Source organism: Pseudomonas extremaustralis (assembly GCF_900102035.1).
GTDB classification, from domain to species: Bacteria; Pseudomonadota; Gammaproteobacteria; order Pseudomonadales; family Pseudomonadaceae; genus Aquipseudomonas; species Aquipseudomonas extremaustralis.
Genome location: NZ_LT629689.1, coordinates 6,358,052 through 6,372,687, shown reverse-complemented (window position 1 = coordinate 6,372,687; position 14,636 = coordinate 6,358,052). Strand labels below are relative to the sequence as shown.

The following is a 14,636-nucleotide window of genomic DNA, read 5'->3' as shown; positions in this document are numbered from 1 at the left end:
CGCTCCCCTTCCCAAAGGACTTTTCCATGACCGCTTCTCCTACCGCAGAACGCCCAAGCCTGCGCTCCCAACGCCTGAACCAGATCACCAACGAACCGCACGCCAAGCTCGACGCGCTGGTCAAGGCGCACGCGCCGTTTGAAACCCAGGCCAACTTCGCGCGCTTCGTCGTGGCGCAGTACCTGTTCCAGTCGGAGCTGATTGCGCTGTACAACGATCCCGAGTTGATAGCGATCGTGCCTGATCTGGCCGACCGCTGCCGCGCCGACGCCGCCAGGCTCGACCTCGCTGACCTGAACACCGATGTCCCGGCACCGGTCGCCGGCGCGCTGAAGCAGCCGAGCAAAGCCCAAGCCCTGGGCTGGCTGTTCGTCTCGGAAGGCTCCAAGCTGGGGGCTGCGTTCCTGATCAAGCGCGCCGTGGGCCTGGGCCTGAGCGAGACTTTCGGCGCCCGCCACCTCGGCGAACCGGCCGGCGGTCGTGCCGAAGGCTGGAAAAGCTTTACCCGCACCCTCGACGCCCTGGCGTTCAGCGCCGAAGAAGAAGCTGACGTGGAAAAAGGTGCGATCGACGCGTTTGTGCGCTTCACCGTGCTGCTGGAACAGGCGTACGCTAGCGCCCCTGAAATGGCCTAACCCTATGTAGGAGCGAGCTTGCTCGCGAAGAATCTCAACGATAACGCGTACATCCTGAATGAATGCGGTGTCCTTGAGTCCTTCGCGAGCAAGCTCGCTCCTACAGTTATCACTTCCCTGAAAACTCCGTGCAAATGACCGGTAAAACCCAATCCCCCTCGAAAACCGCCCGGCTCCTCTTCGGCCTGCTGGCGTACGTCAGCCTGGGCATCGGGTTGGTGGCGATTGTCGTGCCGGGCCTGCCCACCACCGAATTCATCCTGCTGGCCGCCTGGGCCGCCACCAAAAGCTCACCGCGCCTCAGCGCCTGGCTGGAAAACCACCGCCTGTTCGGGCCGATCCTGTTCAACTGGCGCAACGGCAAGATCATCGCGCGCCGCGCCAAAATCAGCGCCACGGTGAGCATGCTGCTGTGCGCCATTTTGATGCTGGCGTTGCTCGACCACGGCTGGCCGATCTACCTGGCCATCGCCGGGATGAGCCTGGGCAACCTGTGGATCTGGTCCCGCCCGGAACGGCTCGCACGCCGCGTATAACGCTGGATGTAGGCGCTTTCCTACCGTTCATCGCCTTCCTCTCATGAAACACCCCGCTGCGCCGATGTTCCGGATAAGGCGCCGAACGGACTTGGCACTGCTCGCATACCAATAAGTCCATCCGTGAGTGAACCTATGTTCGATACCCTCTCCATTCGCTTGAAAATCGTACTGCTGTCCGGCCTATGCCTGCTGGGAGTGATTGCGCTGGTGGTCGGCATCAATATTTACAACACCACGCAGAATGATGAGTTGGTCAGCGATTCAAGCTCACGCATGCTGACCGCCAGCGTGGAACAACTGCTGCAGGCCAAGGCCGCCGAACAGGCCGTGCAATTGCAGAGAACCTTCGGCGACAGCCTGGTGGCGCTGACCGCCCTGGCCGACCAGGTCAAAGACCTGCGTAACCTGGCCGCCAAGCGTTCCCTCGAACCCGGCGCGCTGCGTGAAGAGCTCAACCAGAGCCTGAAAACCGCGTTCGAACGCAACAGCAAAGTGCTGGGGATCTGGCTGTCGTTCGAGCCCAACGGGCTGGACGGCAAGGACAGCGAGTTTGTCGATGACAAGACACGCGCCTCCAATGACAAAGGCCGGTTCTCCAGCTACTGGAGCCGCGCCGGCGGCGAAGGTTTGAACACGGTCCTGGTCGAAGACGACCTGAACAAGACCACCCCCAACCTCAACGGCACGCCCTACAACATTTGGTACACCTGCCCACGGGATACCCGCCGCACCTGCCTGCTGGACCCGTATGAAGACACCGTCGCCGGCAAACCCGTGCTGATGACCACCATCGCCCTGCCGCTGCTGGTGGACGGCAATGTCATCGGCGTGCTGGGTGTCGACATCGCCCTCGACGCCTTGCAAGCCACCACCGACAGCGCACAGAAAGACCTGTTCAGCGGTAATGCGCAGTTGGAGATTCTCTCCAGCACCGGTCTGATCGCCGCCTACAGTGGCGAACCGGCCAAAGTCGGCAAGAACCTGATCGACACCCTGGGCGCCGAAGGCAAAGACATCGTGCAACTGCTGGCCAGTGACAGCCGCACGATTCGCGAACAGGACGACACCATTCGCGCGGTCTATCCGGTCAAGCCGATTGCCGATGCCAAGTCCTGGGGCGTGGTGATCAAATTGCCCAAGGCCGTTCTGCTGGCCGATAACGTCAAGCTGCAAGCCTTGCTCGACAAAGCCCATGCCAGCGGCACACTCAAGGCCTTGCTGGTGGCAGCCGTCGCCGCATTGCTCGGTTTGCTGCTGATCTGGCTGACCGCCACTGGCGTGACCCGGCCGATCAACGGTGTGGCTGCCATGCTCAAGGACATCGCCAGCGGCGACGGCGACCTCACCCAGCGCCTGGCCTATGCCAAGAAAGATGAGCTGGGCGAACTGGTGAACTGGTTCAATCGCTTCCTCGACAAGCTGCAACCGACCATTGCGCAGATCAAGCAAAGCATCACCGAAGCGCGCGGCACGGCCGATCAGTCTTCGGCCATCGCACGCCAGACCAGCGAAGGCATGCAGGTGCAGTTCCGCGAGATCGACCAGGTGGCCACGGCGTCCAACGAAATGAGCGCCACCGCCCACGATGTCGCCAACAGCGCCTCCAACGCCGCCAGCGCGGCACGCGGGGCCGATCAGTCGGCGCGCGAAGGCATGTCGATCATCGAGCAGAGCACCCGCGATATCACCACCCTCGCCAATGCCGTCAGCAAAGCGGTGGGCGAAGTCGAAGCCCTGGCGGTCAACAGCGAGCAGATTGGTTCAGTGCTGGAAGTGATCCGCAGCATTGCCGAGCAGACCAACCTGCTGGCCCTCAACGCGGCAATCGAAGCCGCACGCGCCGGGGAAAGCGGTCGTGGCTTTGCGGTGGTGGCCGACGAAGTACGCAACCTGGCCAAGCGCACCCAGGACTCCGTAGAAGAAATCCGCCTGGTGATCGAACGCATCCAGAGCGGCACCCGCGGCGTGGTGGAGACCATGCATACCAGCCAAAGCCAGGCCCAGACCAATGCCGGCCAGATCCATCAGGCGGCCCAAGCCCTGAACAAGATCAGCGACGCGGTGACGGTGATCAGCGACATGAACCTGCAGATCGCCAGCGCTGCCGAGCAACAAAGCGCCGTGGCCGAAGAGGTCAACCGCAATGTCTCGGCAATTCGCACGGTGACCGAAACCCTCACTGAACAGGCCACGGAGTCGGCGGCCGTGAGCAGCCAACTCAATGCATTGGCCACTCAACAGATGAAGTTGATGGATCAGTTCAGGGTGTAAACAACACCACGGGACCCATGTGGGAGGGGGCTTGCTCCCGATGGCGGTGTATCAGCTACAAATGAACTAGCTGAATCACCGCCATCGGGAGCAAGCCCCACACCGTTTAAAGACCAGGCCAAGCCCGCACAAACGCCGTCAGATCTTCTTTCGGCGCAGTGCGCGGTGGGTTCTGCGGCGTGCCCAGGTAAAGGAAACCAATCACTTCCTCACCCGCCGTCAGCCCCAGGCCTTTGGCGACGTGGGCCGAGTACGACAAATCACCCGTGCGCCACACCGCACCGATCCCCTGGGCATAAGCCGCCAACAGAATGCCGTGGGCTGCACACGCGGCGGCCAGCACCTGTTCGGATTTGGGTACCTTGGGATGTTCCTGCGGACGGGCGATCACCACCACCACCAGCGGTGCGCGCAGCGGCCCGTTCTGGGCCTTGTCGATTGCGGCTTGCGGGGCTTCGGGGTCCTGCAGACGCAAGGCCTCGACCAGCAGCGTGCCCATTTGCTCACGGGCGGCACCTTCGACGGTGAGGAACCGCCAAGGGCGCAGTTGACCGTGGTCGGGAGCACGCATGGCCGCGGCGAACAGCACATCGCGCTGCTCCTGGGTCGGTGCCGGCGCCAGCAGACGCGGCACGGAAACACGGTTAAGCAAAGCGTCGAGAGCCTGCATTGGCGACCTCCAGAAAAAATGTGTCGTTATTCTAGCGGGAATGCATCGGGAAGCCATCAAACGATAATTGCTCTTATTCAAACTCTTCCGCCCTGTTAGACTTTGCCACCTTAATTTTCGCCTTCGCTCAGGAAACCCGATGTTCCCTTCGCTTCCTCGCCTGTGCGCAGCCTGGTTGGCCCTGAGCCTGACCGCCTGCGATGACGCACCGCGGTTTACCCAGGCAGAGCCCGGTGAAGCCCGGGCAGGCGGCGCAACGACCGTGAACAAGCACGACCAGAACGCGTTTTCACTGCCTTCGGCCAACCTGGCGCCAACCCGCCGCCTGGATTTCAGTGTCGGCAACAGTTTCTTCCGCAGCCCCTGGGTGATCGCACCGTCCACCACCACCGCCCGCGACGGCCTGGGCCCGTTGTTCAACACCAACGCCTGCCAGAACTGCCATATCAAGGACGGCCGTGGTCATCCGCCGCTGCCCGACGCGCAGAACGCGGTGTCGATGCTGGTGCGCCTGTCGATCCCGGATGCACCGCCGTATGCCAGGCTCATCGAGCAACTCGGCGTAGTGCCCGAACCGATCTACGGCGGGCAATTGCAGGACATGGCCGTACCCGGCGTGACGCCGGAGGGCAAGGTGCGAGTCGACTACACGCCGGTCAACGTCACGTTCAAGGACGGCACCGTCGTCGAATTGCGCAAGCCCCACCTGCAGATCACCCAGCTCGGCTACGGCCCGATGCATCCAGACACACGTTTCTCCGCGCGCATCGCCCCGCCGATGATCGGCCTGGGCCTGCTCGAAGCGATTGCCGATGCGGACATCCTGCGCAACACCGACCCGAAGACCGCCGACAAGGACGCCATCGTCGGCCGCGCGAATTGGGTCTGGGATGACGCCCGCCAGAAAACCGTGCTTGGGCGTTTCGGCTGGAAAGCCGGGCAACCCAACCTCAATCAACAGAATGTCCACGCATTCTCGGGCGATATGGGCCTGACCACCTCCCTGAGACCGTTCGATGACTGCACCGACGCCCAGGTCGCCTGCCGACAGGCGCCCAACGGCAATGGTCCCGACGGCGAACCGGAAGTCAGCGACAACATCCTGCGCCTGGTGCTGTTCTATACCCGCAACCTGGCGGTTCCCGCGCGCCGCGATGTGGACACACCGCAAGTGCTGGCCGGGAGAAACCTGTTCTACCAGGCCGGTTGCCAGGGTTGTCACACGCCATCGTTCACGACAAAGGTCAACGCCGCCGAGCCTGAACTGGCCAACCAGGTGATCCGCCCCTACAGCGACCTGCTGTTGCATGACATGGGCGACGGCCTGGCCGACCACCGCACCGAATTCAAGGCCAGTGGCCGCGACTGGCGCACGCCGCCGTTGTGGGGCATCGGCCTGACGCAAACCGTCAGTGGCCATACCCAATTCCTGCATGACGGCCGCGCCCGCGACCTGCTCGAAGCCGTGCTCTGGCACGGCGGCGAAGCACAGGCGGCGCAGCAGCATGTGTTGTCCTTCAATGCCCAACAGCGTGCCGCGCTGCTGGCGTTCCTGAATTCTCTATAAGCTTCGCCCCACTTACAGAAGGGAGCTCGACATGTTCCGTCCCAAGTTGTTGTTCACCAGCCTGGCCGCCCTCGCGCTCGGCGCCTGCTCACCGCAAGACCCGCAAGCGGTGACCTCGGCAGCCATCGCCAAGCAAGTGATCCTGCCGACCTACAGCCGCTGGGTGGAAGCCGATCGTCAATTGGCCGTCAGCGCCCTGGCGTATTGCCAGGGCAAGGAAAGCCTGGACACCGCCCGTGCCGACTTCCTCCACGCGCAAAAGGCCTGGGCCGAGTTGCAACCGCTGTTGATCGGCCCGTTGGCCGAAGGCAACCGTTCGTGGCAGGTACAGTTCTGGCCGGACAAGAAAAACCTGGTGGGCCGCCAGGTCGAGCAACTGGTCGAAGCCCAGCCGCAGATCGACGGCGCGGCCCTGGCCAAGTCAAGCGTGGTGGTCCAAGGCCTGTCGGCCTACGAATACATCCTCTACGATGCCAAGACCGACCTCGCCAACGACACGCAGAAAGCCCGCTACTGCCCGCTGCTGGTGGCCATCGGCGAACGCCAGAAAACCCTGGCCGAAGAGATCCTGGCCAGCTGGAACAGCACCGACGGCATGCTCGCGCAGATGACCAAGTTTCCGAACCAGCGCTACGCCGATTCCCACGAGGCCATCGCCGATCTGCTGCGCGCCCAGGTCACCGCGCTGGATACCCTGAAGAAAAAACTCGGTACGCCGATGGGTCGCCAGGCCAAGGGCATTGCGCAGCCGTTCCAGGCCGATGCGTGGCGCAGCCAGTCGTCCCTGCAAAGCCTGGAGGCCAGCCTTGCCGCCGCCCAGACCGTCTGGGTCGGTGTCGACAACAAGGGCCTGCGTGGCCTGTTGCCTGCCGAGCAGAAACCGTTGGCCGACAAGATCGACGCCGCCTACGCCGCGTCCCTCAAGCTGTTCGCCAGCAACCAGCGCACCCTCAACGAACTGTTGAACGATGATGCCGGGCACCAGCAACTCAACGATCTCTACGACAGCCTCAACGTCGTCCACCGCCTGCACGAAGGCGAGTTGGCCAAGGCGCTGGGCATCCAACTGGGCTTTAACGCCAACGACGGTGACTGATGATGCTCAGGCGACAGGCTTTGGCCATTGGCAGCGCGCTGCTCGGCGCACTCACGCTGGGCGGCTGGACGTTGTTCAAGCAGAAAGACAAAGGCCCGCTGCTGCTGTCGGCGCGGGACGATGCAGACGGCAAGCACTATGCCGTCGGTTATCGCCTGGACGGCCAGCGGGTGTTCGCCACCCAGGTCGGCCAGCGCTGCCACGACATCATCAACCACCCCACGCTGCCGATCGCGCTGTTTGTCGCCCGTCGTCCAGGCACCGAAAGTTACCTGATCGACCTGCGTGATGGCGCGCTGCTGCAAACCCTCACCGCCAATGCCAATCGCCACTTCTACGGCCATGGGGTGATTCACAAGAGCGGCGACTGGCTGTACGCCACCGAGAACGACACCTCCGACCCCGGACGTGGCTTGCTCGGCGTGTACCGATTCGAAGGCGAGCGCCTGGTCCACAGCGGCGAGATGCCCACCCACGGCATCGGCCCGCACCAAGTGTCATGGATGCCCGACGGCGAAACCCTGGCGGTGGCCAACGGCGGCATTCGCACCGAAGCCGAAAGCCGCGTGGAGATGAACCTCGACGCCATGGAGCCGAGCCTGGTGCTGATGCGCCGCGACGGCAGCCTGATCAGCAAGGAAACCCTGGGCCAGCCGATGAACAGCGTGCGCCATATGGGCATCGCCCACGACGGCACCATCCTCACCGGCCAGCAGTTCATGGGGCCGTCCCAGGAGCGTTCCGAGTTGCTGGCGATCAAACGCCCAGGGCAGCCCTTCGTGGCGTTCCCGGTAGCGGATGAACAGCTACAGGCGATGGGGCATTACACCGCCAGCGTCGCGGTACACAGCGAATTGCGCCTGGTGGCATTGACCGCACCGCGGGGCAACCGCTTCTTTATCTGGGACATGGACAGCGCTGAGCTGCGCCTGGATGGGCCATTACCGGACTGCGCCGGTGTCGGTGCGGTGGCGGACGGGTTTGTCGTCACCTCGGGCCAGGGACGGTGCCGCTTCTACGACTGCCGCCAGAAACAGCTGGTCGCCAAACCGTTGGAATTACCGGCCGGGCTTTGGGATAACCACCTGCACTTGATTTGAACCACACAAAAAAAGGGCCTTGCATCGCAAGGCCCTTTCCTGGGGGTTTTGATCGTTTCAACTCTGCGGCCTCATACCTTGAGACATTCCAAACATGAACAACAGCAAATCGTGATCCGGCCTGGCCGTCACACTCGCCTTGACGACGCGTGGCAACAGGCATTGCCCATCGCCCTGCACCGCACTCAGCACTTGCATGCGAGGTTGCTCCCACACTGCCAGGGCCAGGGCTGCGACACCCAACGCCCCGACCAGAAACACACCTCGTGCTATTTCTAGCTTCATTTGGTTAAACCCTTGATAGCGCTGCCAAACGCCGTCTCGTAAAAGTAGCTGAGTTTTTCCCAGTCGGCGCTGCTCCACGACGAATGGCGGCGCAGTTGTCGCATGTCGTGGGAAGCCGCTCGATAAGCGGTCAGGCGCTGCCGGCATTTCTCAAAATCCAACAACGCCACGTCCACGCTGGCCGAATCGCCCTCGCCCGTGACCCGCACGAAAACATGCTTCATGTACAGGCAACCGTGCTGCCAACGCCCTTTGTGCATACGCGCCAGGGTGCCGGCCAATTCCTTGAGCAAACGCTCGTGTACCAACTCGCCGTATTGCTCACGGCCGCCGGCGGCGTACCAGTTTTCGATTTCGTCGAAGCCGTCGAGGGCAGCGGTGACCAGCAGTGCCTTCCAGCGGTGCTGCGGATCGCGCCGCGCCCCGCAAAAGACCATTTCCGGGACACGTACATCCAATTGGCGCAGGCCCTTGAGTGCATCGCGCTCGCGCAACACCGTGGGGCGTCCAAACGGGTGCAGCAAACTGCGGTAGATGTGCCCTGTCTGGCGCTTGCTGTAGAGCAGGCGACCATTGACGCTCATGACGCGTTGCACACCACTTTCACCGCCGCGCCGACGATTGGGTTCTTCGACCCACTCACCCTGCTGGCGCCAAAAATAATCGAAACGCTCCTCGGGAGCGATGTGACTGGCTGCTACGCACTCAACTGCCATCCTGTTACCTCTTGCGCAATACATACACTCGCCACATGGCGTAGAGCGGTATGAAGTCCAGGGATTCCTGAACACGAAAACCGGCTTGCTCAAACTCTGCTTCAACAGTAGCAGCCGGTAACACAAACCTGTTTTGGTAACCGTCTTGCTCACCCTTCTTGCGACGACGGTTTTCCAGACGCTTGCGTTTCCACGCTTTGAAATTGCCATCAACCCAAAGCGAAATAATCACACTGTCGCGGGTAACCCGCTGAAATTCCTGCAATATCGCCAGCCTGTGCTCCGGATCACCAATGTGGTGCAACAGGCGCATACAAAAAATGCAGTCCACCGAGTTATTCGGTAAATCGATATCGAATGCAGATGTCTGCAAAGGCCGTACCCGTTTCACCACATCCGCTGGCTGGGCAAGCGTGGCCACCTTCAACATCGAGGCCGAATTGTCGGCGCCGATGATCACGCGGTTGGGTTTTTCCGCCAGCAGCGGCCAGAAACGCCCGGCACCGCACGGCAGGTCCAGCACCAAGCCAGGCTCACCGGCCATCGCCAGCGCGCTACGGGCCAATTGCTCGTCGCGTTTGTGGGACAACCGGCGAGCCAAATTGTCCTGATGCTTGAGCAAATACTCGCGAGCGTGCTCATCGTCGTACTTTTCGGAAAATTCGAGCTTGATCGGGGTAGGCATCAACGGAACTCCAGTGACTGATGCCTACAACCTTAAGCAGCTACTTGTGACCGACAGGTCAACCCGTTGTGAAAAACTTGTCCTGTCCAACCCCATACATTTCAAGAGATTACAGACACAAAAAGTGGCATTGGGCCATCTTCGCCAAATGACTGGGAGCAGGCAGGATAACGCCAGGCGTCGGCATCAGGGTTTGACCTGACTCAACTCCACATGGAAGCGACAACCATGGGGTTCCACTGGACTGAGGCTGACGCTCCAGCCCTGGTTCTCGCAGATGCGCTGCACCAGCGACAGCCCCAGACCGAGCCCTTCCCCGCGCTTCTCGCTGCCGCGTACAAACGGCTCGAACATGGCCTCACGCTTATCTTCGGGAATGCCCACGCCCGAGTCTTCCACCAGGAACCCACTGGGTTCGAGGGTCAGGCGAATGAACCCTTGCTCGGTGTAATGCAGGGCGTTGCGCAGCAGGTTGCCCATCACCGCATGCAGGAAGGTGGCGTTGTAGCGGGTAGCCAGCGGGTTGCCCGGTTGGTAGATCAACACCAGGCCTTTCTGCTCGATGGGCTCACTCCAGATGCCGAGCAGATCCTCGGCCGCCTGTTCCAGCGTGATCTTGGGCGACATACTGCCGTTGTCGTGCTGGGCACGGGCGAGCATCAGGAAGGTCTGGACCAGCTCACGCATCTCTTCACAAGCACGGGCGATCCGCTCGACCTGGCTACGTCCGCGCTGATCGATGGCCGGGTTTTCCAGCAAGAGTTCGCAGGAGCTGGCCAGCACCATCAAGGGCGTGCGCAATTCATGGCTGACATCACTGGTAAACAGCTGCTCACGGGACAAGGCCTGACGCAAGCGTCCCAGCGTGGCGTCGAAGGCCACGGCCAGCTCACCGACTTCGTCGGCCGCGTAGTCCGGCGCCAGGGGCGGTGCCAGGCCCAACAACTGGTCGCGGTGCCGCACCTGACGGGCCAGACGCACCACCGGCGCCATTACCTTGCGGGCCAGCACCCAACCGAGGAATACCGCCAGCGCCAGGCTGAGCACGAAGCCCACCAGCACCACGGCGAACAGCACGCGCTCACGCTCTTCGAAATCGCTTTGATCCTGCAACAGCACATAGCGCCGACCATCGACCACTTCAACCATGGCGTGGTACGACAGCGCCTCGCGGAACACCTCATGAAAGCCCGGTTCCAGATGCCGCAGGTCCTTGGGTAACTCGAAATCGCCGGGGCCACCGCTGAAGTAAAACAACTGGTCCGGCTCGGGCCGATGCCGCCAATCCTCCATGGTGTCCATCAGCAACAGACGCTGCAGGTCACCGCCCAGGCCGGCCGAGATCAACTTCTCTTCCACCAGGTGCACGGTCGCGATGATGCCCACGGCAAAAGCGCCCGCCACCAACGCACTCATCAGCGCAAAGGCAATGATGATCCGCTGAGCAAGGCTTTGCTTAAACTCCATCACGGCCCTCGGCCAGGCGATAACCGACGCCGTGGACTGTTTGCAGCAACGGCTTGGCAAACGGTTTGTCGATCACTTGACGCAACTGGTGAACGTGGCTGCGCAGGCTGTCGCTGTCCGGGCAGTCGTCGCCCCACAGGGCCTCTTCGAGAATCTCCCGGCGCAATACATGGGGGCTCTTCTGCATCAGCACTGCCAGCAGTTTCAGGCCTACGGGGTTGAGCTTGAGCAGGCGCCCTTCGCGGGTGACTTCCAGGGTATCGAGGTCGTAATGCAGGTCGCCCACTTGCAGGGCACGGCGACCGCCGCCCTGGGCACGGCGCAGCACGGCTTCGATGCGCGCGGCCAATTCGGACAGGGCAAAGGGTTTGAGCAGGTAATCGTCAGCGCCGGACTTGAAGCCCTGCAGCCGGTCATCCAACTGGTCACGGGCGGTGAGCATGATCACTGGTGTGTCACGGCGCGCGTCTTCGCGCAGGCGTTTGCACAGCGTATAGCCATCGATGCCGGGCAGCATGATGTCGAGCACGATCAAGTCGTAATGCTCGGTGGCGGCCAGGTGAAGACCCGACAAACCGTCCTGCGCGCAGTCCACGGTATAGCCTTTGAGCCCGAGGTAATCAGCCAGGTTGGCCAGAATATCGCGGTTGTCTTCAACCAATAAAATTCGCATGGGCAGTGTCTCCGTTTGCGCTAACGGCCGTGATGGCCCGCGCAGCTTAAGGCCAAGTGTGGCTTAGGGATAGGGTTGAACAAAATGTCGATAAAGGTTTTCAACCTTGTAGCCGATTGAACGAGATTTTCACTATAGCTTCACAAACTGACTACAGTGTCAGCGCGAACATCGCCGCCCATTGATTTAAGGAAGCTAGACATGGGGTTTCTGAAAACAGCGCCTATGCGCTATTTGTTGTTGGTTACCGGTGCCTGGCTGGTTATTTTCCTACTTACTCGCAGTGTCCTCCTCATCACTCACCTCGACGAAGTCGGTGGCAATCTGCTGCCGGTGTTTGGTGTGGGCTTGCTCTACGACCTGGGTTTCCTGGCCTACGCGGCGCTGCCGTTGGGGCTGTATCTGCTGCTGTGCCCTCCCGCGCTTTGGCGCCGCCGCGGCCATCGTTGGTTCCTGCAAGCGGTGCTCACCGTCAGCCTGTTCGCCATGCTGTTCACCTCAGTTGCCGAGTGGCTGTTCTGGGATGAATTCGGCGTGCGCTTCAACTTTATCGCCGTCGATTACCTGGTGTACTCCGATGAAGTCCTGAACAACCTGCTGGAGTCCTACCCGATCGGCAAACTGCTGAGCCTGTTGGCGATGCTCGCCATCGTGCTGAGCCTGGCCTTGCGCAAACCGTTCAATGCCGCGATGAGCGCCCCGCTGCCGCCGTTGCGTGGTCGCCTGCTCGATGCGTTGGCGCTGTTGCTCGTCGTAGGCCTGAGCCTGCAACTGATCAGCCAGGACAGCCCGCGTGCCCAGGGGGGTAACGCCTACAAGAACGAACTGGCCAGCAACGGCCCGTATCAGTTCTTCGCAGCGTTCCGCAATAACGAACTGGACTACACACAGTTCTATAAAAGCCTGCCCACCGATGTGGTCGCCAAGCAGTTGCGCGCCGAACTCAGCGAGCCCAACGCCCGCTTTATCGGCCAGGACCCGCTGGATATCCGCCGTGCCATCACCAACCCAGGCACCCCGCGCAAACCCAATATCGTGCTGGTGACCATCGAAAGCTTCAGCGCCAAATACATGGGCAGCAATGGCGATGGGCGCGACCTCACGCCTAACCTGGATGCGCTGCGTAAACAGAGCCTGTATTTCAATAATTTCTATGCCACCGGCACCCGCACCGACCGCGGCCTGGAGGCGATCACCCTGGCGATTCCACCGACGCCCGGGCGCTCCATCGTCAAGCGCATCGGTCGGGAAAGTGGCTTTGCCAGCCTGGGCCAACAACTCAGCGCCATCGGTTACGACAGCGTGTTCGTCTATGGCGGGCGCGGTTATTTCGACAATATGAACGCGTTTTTCAGCGGCAACGGTTATCGCGTCGTCGACCAGAGCAGCGTGCCCGAGACGGAAATCTCATTTAAAAACGCCTGGGGCATGGCAGATGAAGACCTCTACAAACAAACCCTGAAGCTGGCCGACGCTGACTACGCCAAGCAGCAGCCGTTTCTGCTGCAACTGATGACCACCTCCAATCATCGCCCCTACACCTACCCGGACGGGCGTATCGACATCAAATCCGGCAACGGTCGCGACGGCGCGGTGAAGTACACCGATCACGCCATCGGTCAATTCCTGGAAGCAGCAAGGCAGAAACCCTGGTTCGACAACACGATCTTTGTGTTCGTCGCCGACCACACGGCGGGCAGCGCAGGCAAGGAAGACCTGCCCATCACCAACTACCAGATACCGCTGTTCATTTATGCGCCCAAGCTGATCGATGCACGGGAAAACGCACAACTGGCCAGCCAGATCGACCTGGCGCCGACCCTGTTGGGCCTGCTCAACCAGAGCTACGAGTCGACCTTCTTTGGCCGCAACCTGCTGCAGGACAACCCGCTGCCACCGCGCGTCGTGGTCGGCAACTATCAGCACCTGGGCTTATTCGACGGCAAGGACCTGGCGATTCTCAGCCCACGCCAGGGCCTGCGTCGCCACGATCAGGCCCTGGGCGAGAGCCAGGAGTTGCAGGTAGGCAGTGATGACCCCTTGATCCAACGGGCCATCACCTACTACCAAGCCGCCAGCTATGGCTTCAAACAACAACTGCTGGGCTGGAGGGCGCCCAAAGACGAGGCCCCGGTCCTAAGCGAACGCTAACCAAAACGTCCCGTACACGCGAGTGCGGGACTTCTTTCGGGGTTCACCATGAGTACCACCGCGCCGGCGTCCAAACCGCTCAATTTCTGGCTGTGCCTGGGTATCCCCGCCGGTGCGGCGCTCCTGATGCTGTTGCTGGAGCTGACCTCGCTGGACATGGACCTCGCCAAGCGCTTCTACAACGCCGCAGATGGGGGCTTCGTCGGACGCTACAGTTTCTTCCTCGAAGACATCCTCCACGACCGCGCCAAACAATTGGTCATCTTGTTTTCAGTGCTGGCCATCGCGGGATTTGTCGGCACCTTTATCCTGCAACGGCTCAAGCCCTACCGCCGGGAGTTGGGCTGCCTGGTCCTGTCCCTGGGACTGGCCACCGCATTCGTCTCACCGTTGAAAACCATCACCGCCGTGCAGTGCCCGTGGAGCCTGAAGGAATTCGGCGGGACCGAAACCTACAGCGAACTGCTCAGCCCGCGCCCATCCACCGATAAACCCGGACGCTGCTGGCCAGGCGGGCATGCGGCCACCGGGTTTGCCTTGTTCGCCTGGTTCTTTGCCCTGCGTGATCGCAGGCCGCGGATGGCGCGCAAGGCGTTCATCTTTGCCGTCGCCTTGGGCAGCGTCTTTTCGATCAGCCGCATGCTGCAAGGGGCGCACTTCTTTTCCCATAACGTGTGGACCGCGATTTTCTGTTGGCTGATCTGCCTGGGGCTGTATTGCCTCCTGCTCTACCGCCCCGCCATCGCTGAAGCACGGTAAATACCCGGACAAGTCACCGGCC

The 14,636-nt window shown here is 61.6% G+C and carries 14 protein-coding genes; 8 read left to right on the top strand and 6 right to left on the bottom strand.

Features of this window, described 5'->3' with window-relative positions; genetic code table 11:
• Positions 1 to 26: 26 nt before the first annotated feature.
• From BLR63_RS29365 to BLR63_RS32575, 3 genes are all read left to right on the top strand, one after another.
• Entirely contained in the window at positions 27 to 635 is a 609-nt protein-coding gene (locus BLR63_RS29365; protein WP_010565316.1) for a biliverdin-producing heme oxygenase, read from the top strand.
• Positions 636 to 769: 134 nt separating this feature from the next.
• Positions 770 to 1,171 carry a YbaN family protein gene (locus BLR63_RS29360; protein ID WP_010565315.1) on the top strand — a complete coding sequence of 134 codons (402 nt, stop codon included), beginning with the start codon at positions 770 to 772 and terminating at the stop codon, positions 1,169 to 1,171.
• A gap of 135 nt (positions 1,172 to 1,306) precedes the next feature.
• Positions 1,307 to 3,445, top strand: a complete 2,139-nt coding sequence (locus tag BLR63_RS32575) for a methyl-accepting chemotaxis protein (protein ID WP_010565314.1) — start codon at positions 1,307 to 1,309, stop codon at positions 3,443 to 3,445.
• 106 nt (positions 3,446 to 3,551) lie between these two features.
• On the opposite strand, the gene BLR63_RS29350 is transcribed toward BLR63_RS32575, so the two are convergent.
• Complete coding sequence (locus tag BLR63_RS29350) at positions 3,552 to 4,115, bottom strand: nitroreductase family protein (protein WP_010565313.1); 564 nt, start codon at positions 4,113 to 4,115, stop codon at positions 3,552 to 3,554.
• Positions 4,116 to 4,254: 139 nt separating this feature from the next.
• On the opposite strand from BLR63_RS29350, the gene BLR63_RS29345 reads away from it, so the two are divergent.
• From BLR63_RS29345 to BLR63_RS29335, 3 genes are read left to right on the top strand one after another with little or no spacing between them, the layout of a single operon-like run.
• A complete protein-coding gene (locus tag BLR63_RS29345; protein WP_010565312.1) occupies positions 4,255 to 5,682 on the top strand; it encodes a di-heme oxidoreductase family protein in 1,428 nt (475 codons plus the stop codon).
• A 31-nt stretch (positions 5,683 to 5,713) separates the two neighbouring features.
• Positions 5,714 to 6,778: an imelysin family protein gene (locus tag BLR63_RS29340; protein WP_010565311.1), complete on the top strand. Its 1,065-nt coding sequence runs from the start codon at positions 5,714 to 5,716 to the stop codon at positions 6,776 to 6,778.
• Between the two features lie 2 nt (positions 6,779 to 6,780).
• Positions 6,781 to 7,878 (top strand): DUF1513 domain-containing protein, encoded by a 1,098-nt coding sequence (locus BLR63_RS29335; protein ID WP_010565310.1) that lies wholly within the window; start codon positions 6,781 to 6,783, stop codon positions 7,876 to 7,878.
• A 57-nt stretch (positions 7,879 to 7,935) separates the two neighbouring features.
• Here the strand turns inward: BLR63_RS29335 and BLR63_RS29330 are convergent, their stop codons facing one another.
• The 5 genes from BLR63_RS29330 to colR all read right to left on the bottom strand — a co-directional run bounded on the left by BLR63_RS29330 (position 7,936) and on the right by colR (position 11,704).
• On the bottom strand, positions 7,936 to 8,163 hold the full coding sequence (locus BLR63_RS29330) for a hypothetical protein (RefSeq protein ID WP_010565309.1): 228 nt from the start codon (positions 8,161 to 8,163) through the stop codon (positions 7,936 to 7,938).
• The gene (locus BLR63_RS29325; protein ID WP_010565308.1) at positions 8,160 to 8,879 is read right to left on the bottom strand and encodes a lipopolysaccharide kinase InaA family protein; all 720 of its coding nucleotides are present in this window, start codon (positions 8,877 to 8,879) and stop codon (positions 8,160 to 8,162) included. Before BLR63_RS29325 ends, BLR63_RS29330 begins: the two co-directional genes overlap by 4 nt.
• A gap of 4 nt (positions 8,880 to 8,883) precedes the next feature.
• On the bottom strand, positions 8,884 to 9,564 hold the full coding sequence (locus tag BLR63_RS29320) for a class I SAM-dependent methyltransferase (RefSeq protein WP_010565307.1): 681 nt from the start codon (positions 9,562 to 9,564) through the stop codon (positions 8,884 to 8,886).
• 186 nt (positions 9,565 to 9,750) lie between these two features.
• Entirely contained in the window at positions 9,751 to 11,031 is a 1,281-nt protein-coding gene (locus tag BLR63_RS29315; RefSeq protein WP_010565306.1) for a sensor histidine kinase, read from the bottom strand.
• On the bottom strand, positions 11,021 to 11,704 hold the full coding sequence (gene colR / locus BLR63_RS29310) for a two-component system response regulator ColR (RefSeq protein ID WP_010565305.1): 684 nt from the start codon (positions 11,702 to 11,704) through the stop codon (positions 11,021 to 11,023). Before colR ends, BLR63_RS29315 begins: the two co-directional genes overlap by 11 nt.
• Positions 11,705 to 11,905: 201 nt before the next feature.
• On the opposite strand from colR, the gene BLR63_RS29305 reads away from it, so the two are divergent.
• Positions 11,906 to 13,855: an LTA synthase family protein gene (locus BLR63_RS29305; RefSeq protein WP_010565304.1), complete on the top strand. Its 1,950-nt coding sequence runs from the start codon at positions 11,906 to 11,908 to the stop codon at positions 13,853 to 13,855.
• 48 nt (positions 13,856 to 13,903) lie between these two features.
• Positions 13,904 to 14,614, top strand: a complete 711-nt coding sequence (locus BLR63_RS29300) for a phosphatase PAP2 family protein (RefSeq protein WP_010565303.1) — start codon at positions 13,904 to 13,906, stop codon at positions 14,612 to 14,614.
• The last annotated feature ends 22 nt before the right edge of the window (positions 14,615 to 14,636 follow it).